Genomic DNA, 20493 nt, shown 5'->3' on the forward strand with positions numbered 1-20493 from the left:
ATGACACTACATTTTATGACGCGCACGATATAATGAAGGGAAGCTTGATGACACCACAGGAGAATACATCCGACTTCTGGGAAGTGGTCGTCGCAACCGACCCCACCAATCCTCATGGGCTGGTTGGGCGTGTTGGCGCAACTCAGTTTTCTATCGGCGTCAAGGATGGAGCCAGCGGCATGTCTCCCGATCTCGATCCTTACGACCTTCTCAACGCTTCTTTGGCTGCATGCACCGCTATGACCGTCCGCTTTCAAGCTCAGCGCCGGGAATTGTCGCTTGAGCGAGTTGAAGTGGGGGTCAGCTTTCAACACGCTGCGGACGTCGATAAAGCTTCATTCCAGCGCATGCTCGTGTTGGAGGGAGACCTCGACGAGCAAGAGCGTGCATTCTTGCTAGAGGCCGCCAACCTCTGCCCTGTTTCCAAAATCCTCCGCACCGGCGCGGATATTCACACACGCTTGGACGCCGCTACTTCGGATTATAACGCAAGCACCTCTTCCAGCTATGCAGATGATCTGGCTGAACTCGAGATACCGAATATCGATCCGGATTGATCATATTCATTTGGATTTCTGCGGCTTGACGAAGCGCGGATCCTTGACGACGGTGTTGTGGCCAGAATTAACGAAGATTTCGGAGCGCTGATGGCGTTCCGGTAATGAAGGAGCGTTACTTGAAACCGGTTCTTTCACGCAGGGATTTCCTGAAGGCGAGCGTCGCGACAGGAGTCGCGATCAAGGTTTCGTTCCTGGCGCCTTCGGCCGAGGCGCAATTGATAGAGACGCCACCGCATCCGGGTCTTGACTGGCTGAACAACGAAGGCAGGCCGAAATATCGTCTCGACGCCATCGCCAAGGTAACAGGCCAAAAAACATTCACACGCGATTACCGGGCTCGCGATCTCGTGGGATGGCCGAAGGAGCAATCACATGCCTTCCTGCTGCATGCGACGCGGACGGACCTGGCTTTTGACGGCGTCGATCTCAAGGTGCTGGGCGAGGATTTGAAGCCGGATCGCCTGGTGCTGCATGAAGACGTCATCGCCGACGGCATCGAAATCCCCGTGCCGGGCTTTTATGGCGATGTCTTCCTCGTGCCGAAGGGGCAGACGGCGCGGCTCTTGGGTCAACCGGTGGCGCTGCTCGTCTACCATGACTTCGCCCGTTACGATGCTGCCAAGCGCATGGTGCGCTTTAACGAGAGTGTAGTGCGCTACGGCACCAAGGCGACACCGACAACGCCCCCCAATTATGCCACCGCACGCTACGTCCGCATCGACGGTGGCGATCCCTATGCCGAGGACCGCTATTCGTCTCTGAAGGACACAGTGATCCGCGCCGGCTTCAAGGGCGACGACCCGCAATGGCCGCAGCCGGGGGAGGGCGATGCGATGGCGCGCGGCATGGCCGCGGCAGCCAAGATCGAGAAGGAGATCGCCGACGCCGGGGATGATGCACTGGTCCTGAAACGGCAGTATTTTTCCCAGTCCATCGATGCGTCGGCGATGGAAGCCGACAACGGCAACGTCTGGTATGAAGCGTCGACCGGCACTTTGCATGCGATGATCGCCACCCAGTCGCCCTATGAGGTGGCGACGGTTGCCGCGCATATGGTGTCAAAATCGAAATATCCGCTGAAAGAGGTCGATCTCAAGGTCGGTTATACGGTTGGCTACGGCAGCAAGGATCACGCGATCTTCCCATTCTATTGCGTGCTGGCCGGGCTTTACGGAGATGGTCGCGCCGTGCGTCTCGCCAACGACCGCTACGAGCAGTTCCAGATGGGACTGAAGCGCCACGCCTTCTGGATGGACAATGTTCTGGTCATCGACCGTAAGACAGGCCAATTCCGCGCCATGACCGGAAACTACAGGAACAACGGCGGCGGACGGGAAAATTTCTCGGCTTCCGTGGGCGCGGTTGGCGCGACGGCAGCGCAATCGATCTACTATCTGCCGAAAAGCGACTTCGCCGTCGCGACAGTGGCGTCGCGGGCCGTTGATGCTGGCTCCGTGCGGGGCTACGGCACGTTGCAGACCATGGCGGCAACCGAGATGATGGTGGACGAAGCCGCCGAAATACTCGGTATGGACCCTATGGACCTCAGGCTGAAAAATCTCTTTCGTGCCGGCATGAAGAACACGCAGGGCGCTATTCCCGCAGGTGCCATGCGCCATGAGGAAATAATAGAGAAGGCTCGCACGTATCAGCTATGGAGCGAACGCCGGAAAAAGAAGATTGATTTCGAGGCGGCCAATCCCGGCAAGAAGTACGGCGTCGGCTACGGTCATGTGCACAAGGACTATGGCACCGGTGCGGAATCGGCGCTGGCCACGATCGAGTTCGATGCGAAGGGACGTCTCAAGCTTGCCCATGTCGCGCACGAAATCGGCACGGGGGCGACAACATCGCAGGCTATCATGGTGGCCGACATTCTTGGCGTTGCGCCCGATGAGACCGAATTCGGCAAGGTGAAGTGGCCGCAAATGCCGCTCGAAACCGCTGACGAGCCTTATACGACACCGCAGGATGAAGAAGATCGACTGAAACTCAATCCACGCTGGACGCCTTCCTTCACCTCGCCGATGAGCGCATCGAACAGCGTCTATTATCTCGGCCATGCAACGCGCGAAGCCGCACGTGCGCTGATCGAGTTGACGATCTGGCCGATGGCAAAGGCCATCTGGTCGCGCGGCATCGGTGGTGGACAAATTGCGCCGGAGGTGGTGAGACGCGAGGATCTACGGCTCGCTGGCGGGATGGTCAACGCTTCTGGAATGCAGCCGCTCTCTTTCGCCGAAGTGGCGTCCGAGGCGCATCGGCAGGGACTGATCACCGGCGTGACTGTCCATACTTTCAACCGCTGGCAATGGGCGGAAGCGGAATTCGATCTTGGCTCTCACGGGCAGCGCCGCTTCGCGATCGATGCGCTTGCCGTCAAATATGGCAACGGCGCTACGCCTGACCATAAGGCCGAAATGGACATGGCCGGATGGCGCTTCGTGGAGCGGACAGATGTTTTCTATCCCCCTGTCCAGCGTAACAATGCTGGCGTAACCTATTACGCGCCCATGGCCACGCTTGTAGAAGTCGTCGTCGATACGGCAACGGGCGAAGTATCGCTTCTGTCGCACCATTCGATCATGGATTGCGGAACGCAGGTGGTGCCCGAACTGGTGTCGGGCCAGATCCAGGGTGGCCTTGCCATGGGTATCGGCCATGCGCTCAAGGAATATCTGCCGCTTTACGAGGACGGTCCGGGCGACGGTACCTGGAACTGGAACCGTTACGAGTTGCCGATGGCACGCGACGTCGCCGTTTGGTCGCAGACTGCGGAAATCTTGCCACGACTTTCGGAGACCGATCCGCCGAGAGGAATGGCGGAGGTGGTGATGATCGCCGTGGTCCCGGCGATCGCCAACGCGGTCGCGCACGCTATTGGTAAACGCTTTTACAGCTTTCCCATCACGCAGGAAAAGATATTGGAGGCTCTGGCATGACACTATCCTCGATGCAGCTTTCGCTCACTGTCAACGATAAGCCGGTCGGCCCCATCGACGTTCCGGATGCGATGATGATGCAGGATTTCCTGTATGAATATCTGAACCTCACCGGATCGCGCATGGGCTGTGGCCAGGGCATCTGTCATGCCTGCACTGTGATCGTGGAGGAAGACGATGGCTCGCTTTCTAAAATGCGCACTTGCATCACCGGTGCGCACTGGTTCGCCGGCAAGAAGGTGCGAACCGTCGAGGGACATGCAAAGCGCGATGAGGCGGGTTCGATCATCGAACTGACGCCCGTCCAAAAAGCTTTCATCGAGCATTTCTCGTTCCAATGCGGCTATTGTACGCCGGGTTTCGTAACGGCGGCCACCATTTTCATGGATCAGCTCAAGCGTGAGCCGATAGGCCGCGCCGAGCTTGAGCCGGCGATCAACAATGCGCTCGGCGAGCATATCTGCCGCTGCACAGGTTATGTGCGCTATTTCGAGGCCGTACGCGACCTTGCGCTGCAGACACCCGGCCTGGTGAAGGCGTAACGCGAGATGACCAGAAGATTGCTTTGGACGGCGGCGAGCCTTTTCATACTTGCTGCATTTGTTGTTGGCGCCATCTTCGCCGGCCTGTTTGAAAAAAGCGTCGTGGCGGAGGATGTCGCTCAGCCGTTGACATCCAACCAGATGGCGACGCTCGCCAAGCGCGGCGCCTATATCGCCGTCGCCGCCGACTGCTATGCCTGCCATACTACGAAAGGCGGCGCCCCCTGGGCCGGCGGCCTGCCTGTCGCAACACCCTTCGGGACAATCTATTCCACCAATATCTCTTCAGACAAGGAAAACGGCATCGGCAACTGGACTCGTTCCGACTTCCATCGCGCAGTGCGCGACGGTATCGGTCCGAACGGCCATCTCTACCCAGCCATGCCCTATGTCTCTTACCGGAAAATGACACCTCAGGATGTCGATGCGCTCTATGCCTATTTCATGACGCGCGCGCCGATGAAGGTGGCTAACCGCAACAACGAACTCGTCTTTCCCTTTAACGTCCGGCAGGCGATGACTTTCTGGAACCTTCTCAACCTGCCCGCTGAAGCCACGACAGAGGATTCATCCCGCTCGACAGTCTGGAACCGTGGTCGCCATCTGGTCGACGCGCTGGCCCATTGTGGCGAATGCCATACCCCCCGCAACATCACACAAGGTTCGAAAGAGGACGCCTATCTACGCGGCACGGTGCTCGAAGGCATCACGGTGCCTGACATTACCAGGGAGGGGTTGGAGCGTATGGGCTTCACTCCACAGGTGCTGGCCGCCTTCATGAAATCCGGCATTTCCGCTTTGGGAGCCATGACCAACCAGATGTTCGACGTCGTGCATTTTTCGACGCAATACATGACACCTGACGATCTTGATGCACTGTCGGCCTATCTTTTCGATCTCGATGAGATGCCGAAGGAGGCCGCGACGCTCACCGCGTCAGCGCCTGTCGCAATCCCGCCAGAACTAGCGGCTTCCGCGAAGCCGACTTATCTGGCGCTGTGCTCTGGTTGCCACGGCGTCGATGGACAAGGCATTCCACATGTAGTGGTGCCGTTGACAACGAATGCCTCGCTGAAACTCGCAAGCCCGCGTAATTTGATCCATACGATACTGGAAGGCATTCCCGCACAGCGCTTTCCCGGACTTGAACGCATGCAGCCCATGCCGGGTTTCAAGGATGAGCTGAACGATCAGCAACTTGCCGCCTTGGTAAACTGGTTGCGTATGAATTGGGGCGGCACGGCGTCTAAGGTAGATGCGGAGCACGTTTTGCGTCTTCGCCGAAGTGACTGATGCAAAATAGTCCACTGACAACCACTATGTGCGCCAGCAATCAACCGCGGTATCAAGGGGGCCTTTCCTAAACAGCTTGTCGAATTCGCCTTTAAACCCGCGTTCTTTTGGGCGGTAACAAAATCGAATTGATCTCATTCTCATCCCGGTGGCCTGGAACCCTTTCGCGAAGCCCCTCAATGAGGTCACGGTGCTTGCTGATCTCCTTTATGCAGTATGTCATGAAAGCGTATATTCGTTCCGATTTCCGAATATCCGGATGGGTCAGCACCCAGAGCTCATCATTGAGCTCTGGTTCGATCGCGCCGATACGTACGAGATCCGGGGAGAGGTCACCAAGCATACAAGGCAAATAGCTCACCCCCAGACCTGCGGAAATGGCGGCGCCGGCGCCGGCAACCGAATCCGTCTGGTAGGCGATGTTGTTGATGTCTATGCGTTCTTCAATGAACTTACGTGCTTTGAGATTGTACAGTTTTCCACTGTAGGATACCCATTGGCGATCATAAAGCGTATCCTTGCCAAGCGAGGTCGAAATAGGGTCGCGAAGGCATGCATAGGGCGCCCAGGCAATGTTGGCGACTTTCCGACCAAAGAGATTTTCCGGGGGCTTGCTGGTCGCTCTGATTGCAATGTCCGTTTCCCCTCGCGCCAGGTTCAACGGTCTGTTTCCAACGATCACCTCAACTCTGACCGACTGGTGGGTCGCCTTGAAGTCGGCAATTATCGGGGTGAGAAAATGTAGGAGGAGAGAGTCACTGGTCGTGATGCGCAAATCGCCAACAGGGCCTTGGACAAGACCTGAAATTTGTCGAGCCACGCTTACGACGTCCAGTTCCACACGTTCAGCGAGCGCAATCAACTCTTCCCCCTCCGCAGTCGGCCCAAATCCTGTTCGGCGCCGATCGAAGAGGGTTACTCCCAGTGTCTCCTCGACCTTGGACAATCGCCGGGCGATGGTCGAGCTGTTGACGCCCAGTGTGTCGGCCGCCGCCGCGATAGCCCCATTTTTGCCGACCGCACGAATGATGCGAAGATCATCCCAGGAAAGCATATCGATAGGATCTCTCATAGTGTTCTTTCATTTTACGTGCCCTTGCAGGCCGTCGATAAAGCGACGGCCTGCAAGGGCAGCAGTAATGTGGCCTGAATATTGATCTTACACAGTAGATAAACTTTCGCTAGTCTGGAAAAGAGAGCCATCCACGGGAAGTGATAGGTTTCGCTGCAAAAAATTGTTCCGCGTGGAGCCGATCCTAACCGTGGACGCAGTTATGCCGCAGATGACGGGAAGAATTGAGAAAAACAAATGCGATTGACGCTCTATACAGACTTTTCGCTTCGCGTTTTGATACATCTCGCAGTTCACGAAGACAGCTTGTATTCGATCGGAGAAATAGCCAAGACCTATATGATATCCCACAACCATCTGATGAAAGTCGTCAACGGGTTGGTGAGCGGCGGCTTTATTGAAACAGTTCGCGGACGCCGCGGAGGTCTGCGTCTTTCACATGCCACAAATACAATATCCGTAGGCGCCGTCGTCCGTCATTCTGAAGAAGGACTTCACCAGTTGGCCGATTGTCCCAGTTGTGTGCTTTCATCGGCTTGCGGCCTTACGGGTATCCTCGCCAAAGGCGTCGAGGCGATGCTCCGCGTCTTCGATAGTTACACCGTTGAAGACTTGCTCGCCGACAAGGCCGTCATGCATCGATTGGCAAAACGAAAACCGCCGCTCAGTTTTGGTTTGGCAGAATAACGCAGGGGACAGATTCGATCTGTTCCCTGCTCCTACTGCGTAGATGGTTGAGAGCCCCCTCAAGCCGCTAGAAGTTCGTCCGCAGGCCCGAAGAACTCATAATGAATACGATCGGATGGAACGCCAGCGAGCGATAGAGCCTTAAACAGCTACAGATACGTCCACTACAGCGCGCCGCACATACCATCATAGGACGTGCTTTCAAATAAGCGACTATATTTATAGGGGGTGGGATCAACGATCGGTTTATCGCCCGAGACAATATCGGCGATCAGATGGCCTGCGGAGGGGCCAACTCCGAAACCATGGCCGCTGAAGCCTGATGCGAGATAGAGGCCCGGCAACTTTTCGATCGGCGACATGATCGGAAGGGAATCCGGTGTCCAGTCGATGGCTCCTCCCCAGGCTTCTGCAACACCCAATCCGGCAGCGCCCGGGAATATCTTTTGCAGCTCAGCTTTCGCGGCGTCAATCAATGACTGTTCGGGAGACGGGTTCAGCGTCCGCACTTTTTCGAAGGGCGTTATCTGATCCAAAGCCCAGTCGCGGCTCATGAGACCGGAAATGAATGTGCGACCGACCTTGATTCTGAGATCCTTGCGCCGCGCCAGAAACATGGGCCAGAATTTGCGCGCATAACGTATCGAGTCCGGCGCCATATCAAGCGTTCCCTTGCCCTTGTAGGCAACGGTCACGCTGCCATCGAGGCGCTGGCGGATACAGACTGTTGGAGTTCCGACTGCTCCGTTTGCAATGGTGAGATTGCCGGCCGTTCTGAAAACCGTCGCATTGACCACGGCCTGCGGGAAATCGATGCCGTGATGGCGACAGAACATGCTCGACCAGGCGCCCCCGGCCACGATCACACTGCTGGTTCTGACAGTGCCCAGTTCTGTCACCACGCCAGAAACGCGGCCATTGCTGGTCTCGACGCCGCGCGCAGCGCAATTTTCCAGGATGACAGCGCCTGCATCGCGGGCATATCTGGCAATGCCAAGGGTTGCGAGAGACGGTTCAGCCCGTCCGTCGGTGCTGGTGAGCATACCGCCGATCCAGTTCTTCATGCTCCCCGGCATGCGTGCGTCAACGTCGCTTTTTCGCAGGATCTGACTGTGAACGCCGAAATCGCCTGCCTTGGCTGCCCAATTCTCCCAGACTGCAAGCTCTTCAGCTTTGTCTGTCGCCCACAATATGCCCGATGTTCGGAAACCCAGCTCCTGTCCGTTCTCCTGCAATTTGGCCCATAGACCCAAACCTTCCCGCGCAAGAGGGATTTCGATCTCGTCCCGGCCTTGCTGGCGTACCCAGCCCCAGTTGCGGCTGGATTGCTCGGCGGCGATCCGGCCCTTCTCGACCACCAGAACGGAGATGTTGCGTTGCGCCATATAGTAAGCCGCGCAAATACCAATGATCCCGCCGCCGATGATAACGACATCCGCCGACGGCGGCAGCGTGGATTGTGAATGATAATGGACAGACGGAGAGGAAAGCATCGTTAATCCTATCGAAATCTGATGTGTCTCGGGGAGCATGCAGATCCCGGTTCAAGGCGGCATACGAAGATGCCGCCTTGAACCGGCAGGCCTGGGAGGCCACCGGTCACGCGCTTTGGGCATAGGGAATGTTTTTGCCGCCATATTGCCGCAAGCGGATATTGGCTTGTTCCGCATGTCCGGCGAAGCCTTCGAGCATGCACAGTCTGGAGCAGTATTCACCGATGCTGACGCTGGCTTCATCGGTCAGCACTTTTTGGTAAGTGCAGGTCTTGATGAACTTTCCGACCCACAATCCGCCCGTGTAACGCGCGGCGCCCAAAGTCGGCAATGTATGGTTGGTGCCGATCGCCTTGTCGCCGTAAGCAACATTCGTGCGCGCGCCGAGGAAAAGAGCGCCGTAGTTCTTCATCAGATCTTTGAATATATCAGGATCCCTGGTCATGACCTGAACGTGCTCGGAGGCAATCCGATCAGCCTCGGCGATCATCTCTTCTTCGGTGTCGCAAAGGATGACCTGTCCGTAATTGCCCCATGACTGACGGGCAATGGCTGCCGTCGGCAGGATTTCGAGAAGACGGTCGATTTCGCGCAATGTTGCATCCGCCAGCGAGCGTGATGTTGTCAGGAGGATCGCAGGAGAATCCGGCCCGTGTTCCGTCTGGCCCAACAGATCGGTTGCACAAATTTCCGCATTGGCGGTTTCGTCCGCAATGACTAGCGTTTCCGTCGGCCCGGCAAACAGATCGATACCGACCTGTCCGAACAGCTGACGCTTGGCTTCAGCCACATAGGCATTGCCCGGCCCGACCAGCATGGAAACCGGATTGATCGTCTGCGTTCCGACCGCGAAGGCAGCCATGGCCTGAACGCCGCCAAAACAATAGATTTCGTCTGCGCCGGCCAGATGTTGCGCAGCGACAATTGCGGGCGCCGGTTTTCCGTGGAAGGGCGGAGCACAGGTCACGATCCGGTCGACGCCCGCGACGCGCGCCGTGATAACCGACATATGTGCCGAAGCCAGGAGAGGATATTTGCCGCCAGGAACATAGCACCCCACGGAATCGACCGGAATGTTCTTGTGGCCCAGAATGACACCCGGAAGCGTTTCGACTTCAAGGTCGAGCAAGCAGGATTTCTGGTGCTCGGCGAAGTTTCGGACCTGCTCCTGCGCGAACCGTATGTCATCGAGCGCCTTTTGCGGAAGCTCGGCAACGCAATCCAGAATTTCTTTTCTGGTCAGCCGGTAGTCGCTACGATCCCAATTGTCGAACTTGACGGAATAGGCACGCACGGCCTCGTCGCCTTTCTGGCGGACGTCATCGATGATCGATTGTACGATGCGCGGAACATCGTTGTTCCGCTGAAATTCCTTTGCGGATGCCGTGCGATCTTTCAAGACTCTTATCATGTCGTGATCCTTGCGTAGATTATTCGATTCAAACTTGCAGATCCGGGCGGGTATCAGGCCACAGAGAACCCTTTGGGGGAGCCGGGAGCTCCTCCATTCCGAAATTGCGTAAGGTTTTTTGCAGGGCTTACGTCATGCCGAGACGCACAGTCTTGCGAATGATCAATCGGCCCGGCTCGCGGTGGAAGACGGACTTCATATCCGGGTTTTCGATATTGGCCTTCAATATATCGAGGGTAGCGCCGATCATCCTGTCGCCTTGCTGCTGTACCGTGGTCAGCTCCACGCCCGACCAGCCCGCCATTGCGATGTCGTCGAAACCGACAAGCGAGATGTCCTCGGGAACGTTCAGTTTGAGGTCAATCCGCAGGCCATCCAGCGCTCCGATAGCCATGATATCGTTCGCGCAGAAAATTGCGTCGGGCTTGTCGCCCTGAAGGATCAGCCGCTTTACCGCTTCGCGTCCGCCCCCATAGGTATAATCGCCATGTTCCACAGTGGGCATAGGAAAGCCCGCTTCGGTCAGCCGCTCGGTAAACCCCTTGAAGCGGTCGCGGTTGGTTGACGTGTCTTCCGTGCCCGAAATATAGCCGAAACTTTTATGTCCGGTCTTGATAAGAAGTCTGGCAACGTTGCGCCCGCCCTCGATATTGTCACAGCAGACGGCATTGAGGTCGCTGTCGTCGATATGTCGATTGAACAACACGACAGGCAGGCCAGCCTGCTTGCATTGTGTGATCGCCTTCGAAGAAAGCACTGCCGACAGGACAATCAGGCCATCGACCTGATATTGCAGAACCTTGTGCAGGATATCGTCAAAATTGTCATTTGGGCCAACGGAAAACAGCAACACCTGAAGATCGAGCATCTGTAGGCGTTCGCTGGTCTGGCGCACGATATCCCAATAGAAGGGGTTGTCCATGAAGCCGCAAACCACGGCAATCAGGCCCGATCGCTGGAGGCTAAGGCTGCGCGCCATGGCGTTCGGGCGATAGCCAAGGGAAGCTGCGATTTCCTGAACGAGCTTTCGTGTTTTGGGAGAAACCAGAGGATTATCCGCGAGCGCGCGCGACACCGTCGGCTGTGATACGCCGGCAAGCCGGGCAACGTCCGCAGCGGTCACGATGCCCTTCTTGCTGGCATTCAACTCATGGAAAGTCGTCACGGGAAACCCTTTGCCTGGAATATTCACAATGGCTTTTCGCGCGTTTGAACGCTGAGCAGGGCTTCACCGGTTAGCACTGTCGTCGGGCCGCAAGCGCAAACCGTGTCGAGGATCACGCGCCTGCGCTCGGGGATCAGTTCCCTGATCGTAACCGTGGCGGTCACGACATCGCCGGGCTTCACGGGTGCCTGAAATTCCAGTGTCTGCTTCAGATAGATATTGCCCGGTCCGGGCAGTCTGGTGCCCATGACAGCGGAAATCAGACCGGCAGTCAGCACGCCATGGGCGATACGCCCCTTGAAGCGTGTTGTCTGTGCCCAGTCCTCATCGATATGAACGGGATTGCGGTCGCCCGTAACGGTCGCGAACAGATTTATGTCCTCCTGCGATATCGCCTTTGTGAGCGACGCAGTCATGCCGACGGTCAAATCCTCGAAATAATACCCTGAGATTCGCATATCGGTCATTTTTCACTCTCTTCCACGGCTTCGTGCACGAAGCCGGACAGCCGGACGCGTACATCGTCAGGAATGCGCAGGGATTGCTGCGCCTGATAATCGAAATAGACGTAGACAATCGCGCCTTTCGCGCAAATGACGCCATTCTGACTCGCGGTTTCGCGGATCGTCAGGCTCTTGTTGCCCAGCTTTGAAACCCAGGTGGATATCTCCACGTCGGCGTTCAAATAGATCTGCTTCAGAAACGACACGTTCATTTCAACGAGGCTGAGCTTCCAATCCGAAAAATTCATGGAAGGCGTGATTGCCTCGAAAATGCGGCGCCTTCCCGCTTCGAACCATACCGGCAGGGTCGTATTGTTGATGTGGCCGCACCCGTCTGTCTCGGATACGCGCGGGGTGATGATTGTGCGGGTCGCCCGGGAGGGGATCGGCATTGCGGATTTCCTGTTGGTCTCCTCAAGAATGCATACGTATTCAATTTCTGTCAACACGGAAAAATGGCCTAAATGTGCGGTTTAATGTTTTTCACTACTCAATGCAGATTTCATATTGACATAAAGTTGGAAATAAAATTGCATACGGATGCAGAACCTGCAACGACATGAGGTTAGGGATGTTGAATGTCAGTATGGGGAAGCTCCTCAGGCCGACGAGCATCGCGGTTATTGGCGCGAGCGCGAAGCCTGGCAATGTGGGAGGTCGCATTGTCGGGGAGCTGGAAGGGTGCGGATATCAAGGACAGGTTTATGCCATTCACCCACGGGCCGAGAGAGTTTTGAATGCCGAAGGGTTTGCCGAGGTCGGCAGCATTTCTTCAGGCGTCGACTTTGCCGCATTATGCGTTCCTGATGACGCACTCGTTCCCACGCTGGAAAGTCTGGCAAGCGACGGTGTGAAGGGCTTTTTCATTCCGTCCCGTGCTTTCGACAGAGCGTCCGGCTCTCATACCAAAATTCCCGACGCCATGGCCGCCATTGCCAGGGCAAGCGATCTGGCGATTTGCGGTCATAACTGCATGGGCTTTGTCAATTTTCGCGACAAGGTGACCATGACGTTCGGCGTGCCCGCGACGGATGCGAAACCCGGTGGCGTCTGCGTCGTATCGCAGAGCGGCTCGACCTGGTCCGGTATCGTCGGGAGCCAGAGAGATCTCGGTTTCGATATCATCGTATCGGCAGGCGGCGAAATTGCCACCGGCGTTGCCGATTATCTCGAATATTTCGTGTCGCTGCCGGAGACGCGCGTGATCGGTCTTGTGATCGAGACAATTCGCGAGCCGGAGCGTTTTATTGCTGCCCTGAGCGAAGCCGAACGTCGGGGGATTCCGGTCGTCGGCCTGTTCGTCGGCCTCAGCGAGGCGGGCGCGCGGTTTACCGCAGCCCATTCGGGAGGGCTGGCCAGCCCGCGCCAGATCCTCGATGCAATCTCGCGTCAGCACGGACTGATCGTCACGAAGAACCCCGATGAGTTTCTCGATTGCATCGAAGTTTTTCGCACCGACCGGCGCCCGATGGGGCACGAAGCGGCCATTGTGAGTGATTCAGGTGGCGAGCGCCAATTGATTGCCGATGTTTCCTCGCGCACGGGCCTGATCCTCAGTCAATTCACGTCGCAGACCGAACAAGCCCTTACGGATATTCTCGATCCCGGCATGGTCGTGGGCAATCCGATCGACTGTTATGGTGATGGCCAGTTGCTGATGTCGGAATCGGGCATCATTGCCGCCAGGGATCCGAATGTCACGCTGGTCGGCGTCGGCACCAATCTGGTGCATGGGCGCAAATTCCTGGAAACGACATCCAGTGCTTGCGTCGATATCTATAACGCCACCGACAAGCCGGTGATCGTCTTCGGCAATATGTCCTCCACGGTGTCGCGTGAGGGCGCGCGCAAGCTGCGGGAAAAGGACATCCCGGTGCTGATGGGGACGGAAACTGCCTGCTATGCCATCGGACAGTTCATCGGCTGGCATTTCCGGCAGCTGAATTCTGGCGCGGATCGTGCGGCGGTCGACATATCGCCTGCTCGGATCGTGCAGGATTTCTCCGGTCTGTCGACCCATGAGACGCTCGTTTATGCGCAGAATCTCGGGCTGCCGGTCGCGCCCTTTGTCATTGCGGACAATGCCGCCGATCTGCTGAAGGCCGCGGAACGAATCGGCTTTCCGCTGGTTCTCAAGACGGCCAATAGCGAGATCGCGCACAAGACGGAAGCTGGCGGCGTCATCGTCAATATCCGCGACCGTCGCGAATTGGAGCAGGCCTATGAAGGCTTGGCGGCTCGTTGTGGTCCGCTTGCCCTGTCGCAGCCGTTCCTGACGGCCGACTTCGAGCTGATCGTAGGCATGTATCGCGACGAGCGCTTTGGCCCGGTCATCACCGTTGGCCTTGGGGGAATTTTCACGGAAATTCTCAAGGACAGCGTTTCGATGCTGTTGCCTCTGGATGAGCGCGATCTCAGGCAGGCGACCGCAACCCTGCGGGCCGCCGGTGTGCTCAATGGCGCGCGGGGCAGGAAAGGCATTTCCCATGCCGATCTTCTGCATGTCGTGCGCATCGTGGGTGCCATTGCTGAGCACAACCCGTCCGTTACCGGGATCGACTTCAACCCCATCATGGTCAGCGACGGCAAAATGTCGATCGTCGACATGCTCGTTACCACGGAGTGATTTGAATGGACTATGAGACGATCAAGGTAACCAAAGAATCCGGCATCGGTTATCTCACCTTCGCCCGCCCGCAAATCCATAATGCGATCTCCGTCGAACTGATGGCGGAATCCCGCGATGCGCTGCAAAAGCTGAATGAAGACAATGACGTGCGGGTCATCGTCGTATCCGGCGAGGGACGTTCTTTTTGCTCCGGCTTCGATCTCAAGCAGAGCGCGGTGCGCAATACCAAGGGCGTCGATGCGTGGAAGCAGCGCTATCAGGAAAATTTCGATTTCATGCTGAGCTTCTGGGATAGCCCAAAGCCCACGATTGCTTCGATCCATGGCAATTGCCTTGCCGGTGGCTTTGAAGTGGCTCTGGCTTGTGACATGAGTGTTGCCGCCGAAAGCACCCGCTTCGGGATGCCCGAAGCCAAATTCGGCTCGGCAAGCGTCAATCTGATGCTGCCGTGGCTGGCAGGCCCCAAGGTCGCCAAGGAAATTCTGATGAGCGGCCTCGAGAGCTTCGATGCCGCGCGCGCCAGAGAGGCACATATCGTCAATCACGTCGTTCCCGATGCGGAACGGGAGGAATTCGTCCGCGAAATGGCGTTGCAGATTGTCAGTTCGTCGCCGGTTTCCGTTGCCTATTTCAAGCGCGTTATCAACCAGTCCTTCGACATGATGGGAATGCGCAAGGCGCTTCTGGCTTCGCTGGAGGCGGGCGCGGAAATCGAAGCGGAAGAAGGCGAAGAGAAGCAGGAATTCTCACGCATTCGAAAAGAAGGCGGCCTCAAGGCAGCGGTTGAGTGGCGGAAGAGCCGCTCGGTGTCGAAGGCATAGGTGGATGAGTTTTACGAAAACTTCAACGAGGTGTGCACGATGACGCAAGCGGGAGGACGTATCGAGTTCAGGGATGTCCAAAAACTGTACGGCGATGTCGCTGCTGTGGAAAAATTCAATGCGGTTATAAAGCCGGGCTCCTTCGTGACCCTCCTGGGGGCGAGCGGTTCGGGGAAAACCACACTGTTGAACATGCTCGCGGGCTTCATAGAGCCCACCGATGGAGACATCCTGCTGGACGGTCGTTCGATCGTTTCGATGAAACCGGAAGCACGCAATATTGGCATGGTCTTCCAGAATTATTCCCTCTTTCCGCATATGAATGTCCAGCAGAATGTCGGCTTTCCTTTACGGATGCGGAAAGTCGCCAAATCGGAAGCCGAGCACAAGGTGATGAAGGCGCTGGAGGCTGTCCAGTTGAGCACTTTTGCTCAGCGTATGCCCCGCGAGTTGTCTGGCGGCCAGCAACAGCGAGTTGCGGTTGCGCGGGCGATTTCCTTCGGCCCGCGCGTCCTTTTGATGGACGAACCGCTTGGCGCGCTGGATCTCAAGCTCCGGGAGAGCTTGCAATATGAAATCAAGCGGATTCAACGGGAGACTGGCAGCACCGTCGTCTACGTAACGCACGATCAGTCTGAAGCCATGTCCATGTCGGATGAAATCATCATCCTCAGCAGCGGTCATTTGGTGCAACGCGGGACGCCGCGGAAAATCTACGACGAGCCAGTCAATGGCTTTGTCGCGTCATTTGTCGGCCACTGCAACAAGTCGCGCCTGAGTATCCGGGAGAACCGCCTTTTCGCCGACGACTGGGGCGCCAGCATGGGCGACATCGGGCGCGATCATGTCTCCGGCCAAGGGCAGGACTGTGTCGCCGTCGTGAGGCCCGAGAAAATATCCCTCAGGCCCGCCTCCTATTGCCCGGATGATCAGAAAATAACCATCGATGTGTCGGTCGACAATGTCCAGATGATGGGAAACAACCTGATGGTTTATCTCGCGACTGCAAGCAAAACCAGCATTGTTGCCCAGATATTCAGGACGTCTGAAAACATATCTGACGATATTTTGCAAATAGGCGGGAAGATAAAAGCAAGCATATCGAAATCGGATATTGCAATATTGGGAAAATAAAATCGGAAAAAATGGGAGAGTAAAATGAAAATCAGCAAAAGAAAATTTGGCGCCACCGTCCTATGTCTATTGATGACTTGTGCTTATGCGCAGGCGCAGGATGCCAAGACGATTGTTCGCGCCTCCGCAGGTGGCTCGTTCGGCGAAGCGCTGCGCAAGGTGTGCGATGACCCTTTCACCAAGGAAACGGGTATCGTCATCCAGCCAGCCAATACCGACGATTCCACGCCGCAGATCCGTGCCCAGATGCTTACCGGCAATGTGATCTGGGACATTTCGAACACGTCGGCTGAAACATTGCCGGTTGCGGCACAGAGTGGCTGGCTGGAGAAGATCGACTGGGATCTCATCGATCCGGAACACAAACTGCCCGATATTGCGCGTCAGCCCTATGGAGTCGGAATCAATTCTTATTCCGAAACAGTCGTTGTCCGTACCGACAAGCAGCCGGAAGGCAAACAGATGTCTTCCTGGGCGGATTTCTGGGACACCAAGACATTCCCCGGTCCGCGCAGCCTGCATGATACGCCGATCAAGAACCTGGAATTCGCGCTTCTTGCAGATGGTGTGCCAGCGGATCAGATTTACAAACAACTCGCGACCAAGGAAGGCGTGGATCGCGCCCTCAACAAGCTCAGCGAGATCCGGCCCAACATCACAATCTGGTGGACGTCGGGTCAGCAGCCCCTGCAGCTTCTGGCCAGCGGTGAGGTTTACTATGCCACGGCCTGGAACGGGCGCGTCGCTCCACTTCAGCGTGAAGGCGTTCCCGTCAAGATCGTCTGGAATGGCGGAGCCATTGTTCCCGGATATCATTCCATCCTCAAGGGATCCAAGCATGTGGAAGAAGCGCATAAGTGGCTGAAATATTGCTGGAACGATGCCGCGCGTGGCGCGGAACTGACCAAGCTTCTGCCTTATCCGGGCTTTGCGCCGGGCCTGATAGAGCAACTGCCGGAAGACTTGAAAAAGGAACTTCCGACATATCCCGACAATCTGAAGGTTCAGTTCGTTTTTGACGGGCAGTTCTGGGCGGATCACAGGGCTGAAATACAGCGCGCATGGGATCGCTGGCGTCTGGCCGGAAAGTAACCGGCTGCTCAAAACATGCATCGTGGGAAATGAAAAATGCTTAAGCTATCCAAGCCGGCATCCGGCGCAAGACGCTATTCGGTGTTGCTATGGCCATCTGTTGTGCTTCTGGCGGTCTTCTTCATCATACCGATGTGGGAGGTATTACGCTGGAGCGTCGCTGACGAGCAGGGATATGGCGTAAGTCTGTTCAACTTCTTCGATGTCCTGACGGCAGGCGTCTACGTAAAACTGCTGCTGCGAACTTTCCTTGTCGCAGCAGTGGTTGCGGTTTTTTGCCTCGTCCTCGGCTATCTGATCGCCTTGCAGGTTTATAAGCTGCGTTCGGGTCTTCGCACATTCGTTCTGCTGGCGATCATCACGCCGATGTGGCTGAGCGTTCTCGTCAGAACCTATGCCTGGATGGTCCTCATCGGACGCGAGGGACTGATCAACCGCGTTTTGCTTGATGCCGCAATCATCGAGGAGCCGCTGCGGATGCTGTTCACGCGTGGAGCCGTTTATCTGACAATGACGCAGATCCTTCTGCCGATCGTTATTCTGAGCAGCTTCAGCGCCATGTCGTCCATCGATACGACTATCGTTCGAGCCGCTCGCGTTATGGGAGCCAGCAGGATAAAGGCCTTCTTCTCGGTTTTCCTTCCCTTGACCGCAGTCGGGGCGATCAATGGCGCAATCCTCGTATTTGTGCTCTCGCTCGGTTATTTCGTGACACCGGCCCTCGTCGGGGGGCCTGACGACAGTCTCGTTGCCAATATCATTTCCACGCAAGTCACCCAGACCCTGCAGTGGAATTACGCAGCTGTGCTTGCCATTGTTCTGATCGGTTCCGCCTTGACGGTCCTGCTGCCCGTTGTTGCGATCATAAGGACGGTTCTGCCGAAGAATTACCAAGGGGGAATGAAGTGAAAAAGATCGATCCATCCGGGCTTCTGGGTAATGTTTTCCTCGGGGCGGCGCTGATATTCATGCTTTTTCCGATTGCGATCATCATCGTGATCTCGTTCAGCGACAGTGAGTTTCTGTCGTTCCCGCCCACGTCGTTTTCATTTCGGTGGTATGCGTTTGTCTTCACCCACGCAAGCTGGACAAATGCGACATTGCTGAGCTTATGGATTGCCGTGTTGTCGACGCTTCTGGCTGTTGTCATTGGCACGCTGGCGGCAATCACGATCATCCGGCGGCCATCGATCCCGACGAAATTCGTTTCTGTAACCTCCTTCGGCCCCCAGCTTGTGCCGCATATCATTCTGGCTCTGGGCATTTTATTGCTCGTCGGTCGTCTGGGGCTTTATGGCCAGTGGTGGGTTCTGGTTCTCGCCCATGCGACCATGGCGCTTCCGCTTGTCATTATCATCGTGATGGCGGCGATCCGGCAAAATGGTGAAGGATTGGAACGCGCCGCCAGGATTTTGGGCGCCGGGCCGACACAAGCCTTCTGGCTTGTGACCTTGCCGGCGATCCGACCGGCGATCATTTCATCGGCCGTCTTTTCGTTCTTCATTTCCTTTGATGACCTGATTGTCGCGCTGTTCATCATGGGCGGGAAGGAGACCTTGCCAATGATGATCTGGGCCAATTTGAAATATGAGCTGACCCCTGCACTGACGGCCATCGCGTCGTTCCTGATCGTCTTTACATTCGTTTGCATTCTGCCTGCGGAATATTATCGCCGAAAGAAACTGACAAGCGCAGCGCCGACGGGGGCGTGAAACAGAAGTAAACGGCTCATCATCAAACGTGGTGGTGGGCCGATTCCGGTTGCTTGCCGAGGCACATTTGTCTGTGCAGAGAAAGTTCAGCGGGCCTTATGCGCTCCGATCCAGACGTACCGTGTGGCGGATGATGAGCTTGCCGGGCTCAAGCCGAAATTCGGGTGGCGTATCGGGTTGGTCAATGCGCTTCTTCAGAATCTCCACGGCGGCCTCGACCATCTGGCCGGATTGCTGGCGCATCGTGGTCAGATCGATGCCCGACCATGCAGCCATGGGAATATCGTCGAAGCCGATGACGGAAACATCTTCGGGAACCTTCAGCCGTAGATCGATCCGGATACCGTCAAGGGCGCCGATGGCCGTGATGTCATTGGCGCAGAAGATTGCATCGGGCCGCTCTCCCTGGAGCAGTAACCTTTTTACCGCCTGTCTTCCGCCCTCATAGGTGAAGTCGCTGACTTCGACGAGTGGCGGCTGGCAACCCAGTTTTGCAATCTGGCTTTCATAGCCTTCAAACCGATCCTTGTTGGTGGAACTGTCCTGGAGGCCGGAAATAAAGCCGAAACGCCGGTGTTGGGTATTATAGAGGAATTGGGCCACATCCCGGCCGGCGGCCGTGTTGTCGCAATATACAGCGGAAACCGCTCCACTGTTGACATAGCGATTGAATAATACAACCGGCAGCCCGAAATCCTTGCATTCCTCTATCGCTCTGGACGAGAGTTCCGCTGACAGAACAAGAAGTCCGTCAACACGATACTGGTGCACTTTGCGAATGGCGGTATCGATGCTTTCGCCTTCCCGTACCGTCACCAGCATGACGTGCATGCCTTCCGCCTGAAGATGCTCGTCGATTTGGCGTAACACTTCCCAGTAGAATGGATTTCGGGCAGAGCCTGTCACAACTGCGATCAGCCCTGAACGTTGCGTGCTCAGACCTCGGGCCATGATATTGACCTGATAACCGAGTTGCTCCGCGACCGAGATTATCCGCTCGCGCGTTTCCTTGGAAACCAGCTGACTATTGGCAAGTGCCCGAGAAACCGTGGATTGGGATACCCCGGCCTTACGAGCAACGTCCCAGGCGGTGACATTCGTACCTTTGAGTTTCGCTTGCGAATTGTCGATGGGGTCTGCCATGTCTCTTGGTCGTCGTTACTATTCGGTTTTTCCACGCACAACACGGAACAGAACAGGTAGTACCTGTTCCGATCCATATGGAGATTTTCTATCGTGTTCGAACGGAACAAGCATTCTTTTTTTCCATCTGGTGACAGACAGACTAGGTGTTTAGTCCCAGCATGTGATGAGGTTGTCTCGGTCATAGAGGCCCATCGATTAGAGCGTTTCCGCCTTTGACTGAATCGAAAGGGATTCCGTTGAGGCCTGTTTTGTGATTCAAGATGCTGGCTGGATAGGAGGCCAGCATCTGAT

18 protein-coding genes are annotated in these 20493 nt (G+C 56.3%); 11 read left to right on the top strand and 7 right to left on the bottom strand.

All coding sequences use genetic code 11. From position 1 onward, the window contains the following. The first annotated feature begins 47 nt into the window (after nucleotides 1-47). The 4 genes from FHS76_RS18820 to FHS76_RS18835 all read left to right on the top strand — a co-directional run bounded on the left by FHS76_RS18820 (nucleotide 48) and on the right by FHS76_RS18835 (nucleotide 5337). The gene (locus tag FHS76_RS18820) at nucleotides 48-557 is read left to right on the top strand and encodes an OsmC family protein (RefSeq protein WP_183656521.1); all 510 of its coding nucleotides are present in this window, start codon (nucleotides 48-50) and stop codon (nucleotides 555-557) included. A 119-nt stretch (nucleotides 558-676) separates the two neighbouring features. Then, nucleotides 677-3502: a xanthine dehydrogenase family protein molybdopterin-binding subunit gene (locus tag FHS76_RS18825; protein WP_235992766.1), complete on the top strand. Its 2826-nt coding sequence runs from the start codon at nucleotides 677-679 to the stop codon at nucleotides 3500-3502. Beyond that, nucleotides 3499-4044 carry a (2Fe-2S)-binding protein gene (locus FHS76_RS18830; RefSeq protein WP_183656526.1) on the top strand — a complete coding sequence of 182 codons (546 nt, stop codon included), beginning with the start codon at nucleotides 3499-3501 and terminating at the stop codon, nucleotides 4042-4044. Before FHS76_RS18825 ends, FHS76_RS18830 begins: the two co-directional genes overlap by 4 nt. Before the next feature lie 6 nt (nucleotides 4045-4050). Then, a complete protein-coding gene (locus FHS76_RS18835; protein ID WP_183656530.1) occupies nucleotides 4051-5337 on the top strand; it encodes a cytochrome c in 1287 nt (428 codons plus the stop codon). Nucleotides 5338-5428: 91 nt separating this feature from the next. Here the strand turns inward: FHS76_RS18835 and FHS76_RS18840 are convergent, their stop codons facing one another. Next, nucleotides 5429-6409 (bottom strand): LysR family transcriptional regulator, encoded by a 981-nt coding sequence (locus FHS76_RS18840; protein WP_183656534.1) that lies wholly within the window; start codon nucleotides 6407-6409, stop codon nucleotides 5429-5431. A 237-nt stretch (nucleotides 6410-6646) separates the two neighbouring features. On the opposite strand from FHS76_RS18840, the gene FHS76_RS18845 reads away from it, so the two are divergent. Next, nucleotides 6647-7096 carry an Rrf2 family transcriptional regulator gene (locus tag FHS76_RS18845; protein WP_183656536.1) on the top strand — a complete coding sequence of 150 codons (450 nt, stop codon included), beginning with the start codon at nucleotides 6647-6649 and terminating at the stop codon, nucleotides 7094-7096. Nucleotides 7097-7260: 164 nt separating this feature from the next. Here the strand turns inward: FHS76_RS18845 and FHS76_RS18850 are convergent, their stop codons facing one another. From FHS76_RS18850 to FHS76_RS18870, 5 genes are all read right to left on the bottom strand, one after another. Continuing rightward, entirely contained in the window at nucleotides 7261-8589 is a 1329-nt protein-coding gene (locus FHS76_RS18850; protein WP_183656540.1) for an NAD(P)/FAD-dependent oxidoreductase, read from the bottom strand. Between the two features lie 106 nt (nucleotides 8590-8695). Continuing rightward, nucleotides 8696-10000: a histidinol dehydrogenase gene (gene hisD, locus FHS76_RS18855; RefSeq protein ID WP_183656543.1), complete on the bottom strand. Its 1305-nt coding sequence runs from the start codon at nucleotides 9998-10000 to the stop codon at nucleotides 8696-8698. Nucleotides 10001-10127: 127 nt separating this feature from the next. Then, the gene (locus FHS76_RS18860) at nucleotides 10128-11165 is read right to left on the bottom strand and encodes a LacI family DNA-binding transcriptional regulator (RefSeq protein ID WP_183656546.1); all 1038 of its coding nucleotides are present in this window, start codon (nucleotides 11163-11165) and stop codon (nucleotides 10128-10130) included. Between the two features lie 23 nt (nucleotides 11166-11188). Continuing rightward, on the bottom strand, nucleotides 11189-11632 hold the full coding sequence (locus tag FHS76_RS18865) for a MaoC family dehydratase (RefSeq protein ID WP_183656548.1): 444 nt from the start codon (nucleotides 11630-11632) through the stop codon (nucleotides 11189-11191). Further along, nucleotides 11629-12060 (bottom strand): acyl-CoA thioesterase, encoded by a 432-nt coding sequence (locus FHS76_RS18870; protein ID WP_183656551.1) that lies wholly within the window; start codon nucleotides 12058-12060, stop codon nucleotides 11629-11631. The genes FHS76_RS18865 and FHS76_RS18870 overlap by 4 nt, the downstream gene beginning before the upstream one ends. A 179-nt stretch (nucleotides 12061-12239) precedes the next feature. Between FHS76_RS18870 and FHS76_RS18875 the strand changes: the two genes are divergently transcribed. The 6 genes from FHS76_RS18875 to FHS76_RS18900 all read left to right on the top strand — a co-directional run bounded on the left by FHS76_RS18875 (nucleotide 12240) and on the right by FHS76_RS18900 (nucleotide 19056). Next, on the top strand, nucleotides 12240-14294 hold the full coding sequence (locus FHS76_RS18875) for an acetate--CoA ligase family protein (protein WP_183656554.1): 2055 nt from the start codon (nucleotides 12240-12242) through the stop codon (nucleotides 14292-14294). Between the two features lie 5 nt (nucleotides 14295-14299). Next, nucleotides 14300-15118, top strand: a complete 819-nt coding sequence (locus FHS76_RS18880) for an enoyl-CoA hydratase/isomerase family protein (RefSeq protein WP_183656557.1) — start codon at nucleotides 14300-14302, stop codon at nucleotides 15116-15118. A gap of 39 nt (nucleotides 15119-15157) precedes the next feature. Further along, nucleotides 15158-16252 carry an ABC transporter ATP-binding protein gene (locus FHS76_RS18885; protein WP_183656560.1) on the top strand — a complete coding sequence of 365 codons (1095 nt, stop codon included), beginning with the start codon at nucleotides 15158-15160 and terminating at the stop codon, nucleotides 16250-16252. Between the two features lie 72 nt (nucleotides 16253-16324). After that, nucleotides 16325-17344, top strand: a complete 1020-nt coding sequence (locus FHS76_RS18890; RefSeq protein WP_183656564.1) for an ABC transporter substrate-binding protein — start codon at nucleotides 16325-16327, stop codon at nucleotides 17342-17344. A 36-nt stretch (nucleotides 17345-17380) separates the two neighbouring features. Then, nucleotides 17381-18253 (top strand): ABC transporter permease, encoded by an 873-nt coding sequence (locus FHS76_RS18895; protein WP_183656567.1) that lies wholly within the window; start codon nucleotides 17381-17383, stop codon nucleotides 18251-18253. Then, complete coding sequence (locus FHS76_RS18900) at nucleotides 18250-19056, top strand: ABC transporter permease (protein WP_328700534.1); 807 nt, start codon at nucleotides 18250-18252, stop codon at nucleotides 19054-19056. Before FHS76_RS18895 ends, FHS76_RS18900 begins: the two co-directional genes overlap by 4 nt. Before the next feature lie 96 nt (nucleotides 19057-19152). Here FHS76_RS18900 and FHS76_RS18905 read toward each other — a convergent pair whose 3' ends face one another. Further along, nucleotides 19153-20199, bottom strand: coding sequence for a LacI family DNA-binding transcriptional regulator (locus FHS76_RS18905; protein ID WP_183656570.1), 1047 nt, complete (start codon nucleotides 20197-20199; stop codon nucleotides 19153-19155). Between the last annotated feature and the right edge of the window lie 294 nt (nucleotides 20200-20493).

The sequence above is a fragment of the Brucella daejeonensis genome (genome assembly GCF_014199265.1).
Classification (GTDB): Bacteria; Pseudomonadota; Alphaproteobacteria; order Rhizobiales; family Rhizobiaceae; genus Brucella; species Brucella daejeonensis.

Bases quoted from the DNA above. Each gene is read 5' to 3' on its own strand.
- FHS76_RS18845 (WP_183656536.1), top strand. From the start codon at position 6,647: ATGCGATTGACGCTCTATACAGACTTTTCGCTTCGCGTTTTGATACAT.
- FHS76_RS18850 (WP_183656540.1), bottom strand. From the start codon at position 8,589: ATGCTTTCCTCTCCGTCTGTCCATTATCATTCACAATCCACGCTGCCG.
- FHS76_RS18840 (WP_183656534.1), bottom strand. From the start codon at position 6,409: ATGAGAGATCCTATCGATATGCTTTCCTGGGATGATCTTCGCATCATT.
- FHS76_RS18895 (WP_183656567.1), top strand. From the start codon at position 17,381: ATGCTTAAGCTATCCAAGCCGGCATCCGGCGCAAGACGCTATTCGGTG.
- FHS76_RS18885 (WP_183656560.1), top strand. From the start codon at position 15,158: ATGACGCAAGCGGGAGGACGTATCGAGTTCAGGGATGTCCAAAAACTG.
- FHS76_RS18830 (WP_183656526.1), top strand. From the start codon at position 3,499: ATGACACTATCCTCGATGCAGCTTTCGCTCACTGTCAACGATAAGCCG.
- FHS76_RS18875 (WP_183656554.1), top strand. From the start codon at position 12,240: ATGTTGAATGTCAGTATGGGGAAGCTCCTCAGGCCGACGAGCATCGCG.
- FHS76_RS18865 (WP_183656548.1), bottom strand. From the start codon at position 11,632: ATGACCGATATGCGAATCTCAGGGTATTATTTCGAGGATTTGACCGTC.
- FHS76_RS18835 (WP_183656530.1), top strand. From the start codon at position 4,051: ATGACCAGAAGATTGCTTTGGACGGCGGCGAGCCTTTTCATACTTGCT.
- FHS76_RS18890 (WP_183656564.1), top strand. From the start codon at position 16,325: ATGACTTGTGCTTATGCGCAGGCGCAGGATGCCAAGACGATTGTTCGC.
- FHS76_RS18870 (WP_183656551.1), bottom strand. From the start codon at position 12,060: ATGCCGATCCCCTCCCGGGCGACCCGCACAATCATCACCCCGCGCGTA.
- FHS76_RS18880 (WP_183656557.1), top strand. From the start codon at position 14,300: ATGGACTATGAGACGATCAAGGTAACCAAAGAATCCGGCATCGGTTAT.
- FHS76_RS18905 (WP_183656570.1), bottom strand. From the start codon at position 20,199: ATGGCAGACCCCATCGACAATTCGCAAGCGAAACTCAAAGGTACGAAT.
- FHS76_RS18820 (WP_183656521.1), top strand. From the start codon at position 48: ATGACACCACAGGAGAATACATCCGACTTCTGGGAAGTGGTCGTCGCA.
- hisD (WP_183656543.1), bottom strand. From the start codon at position 10,000: ATGATAAGAGTCTTGAAAGATCGCACGGCATCCGCAAAGGAATTTCAG.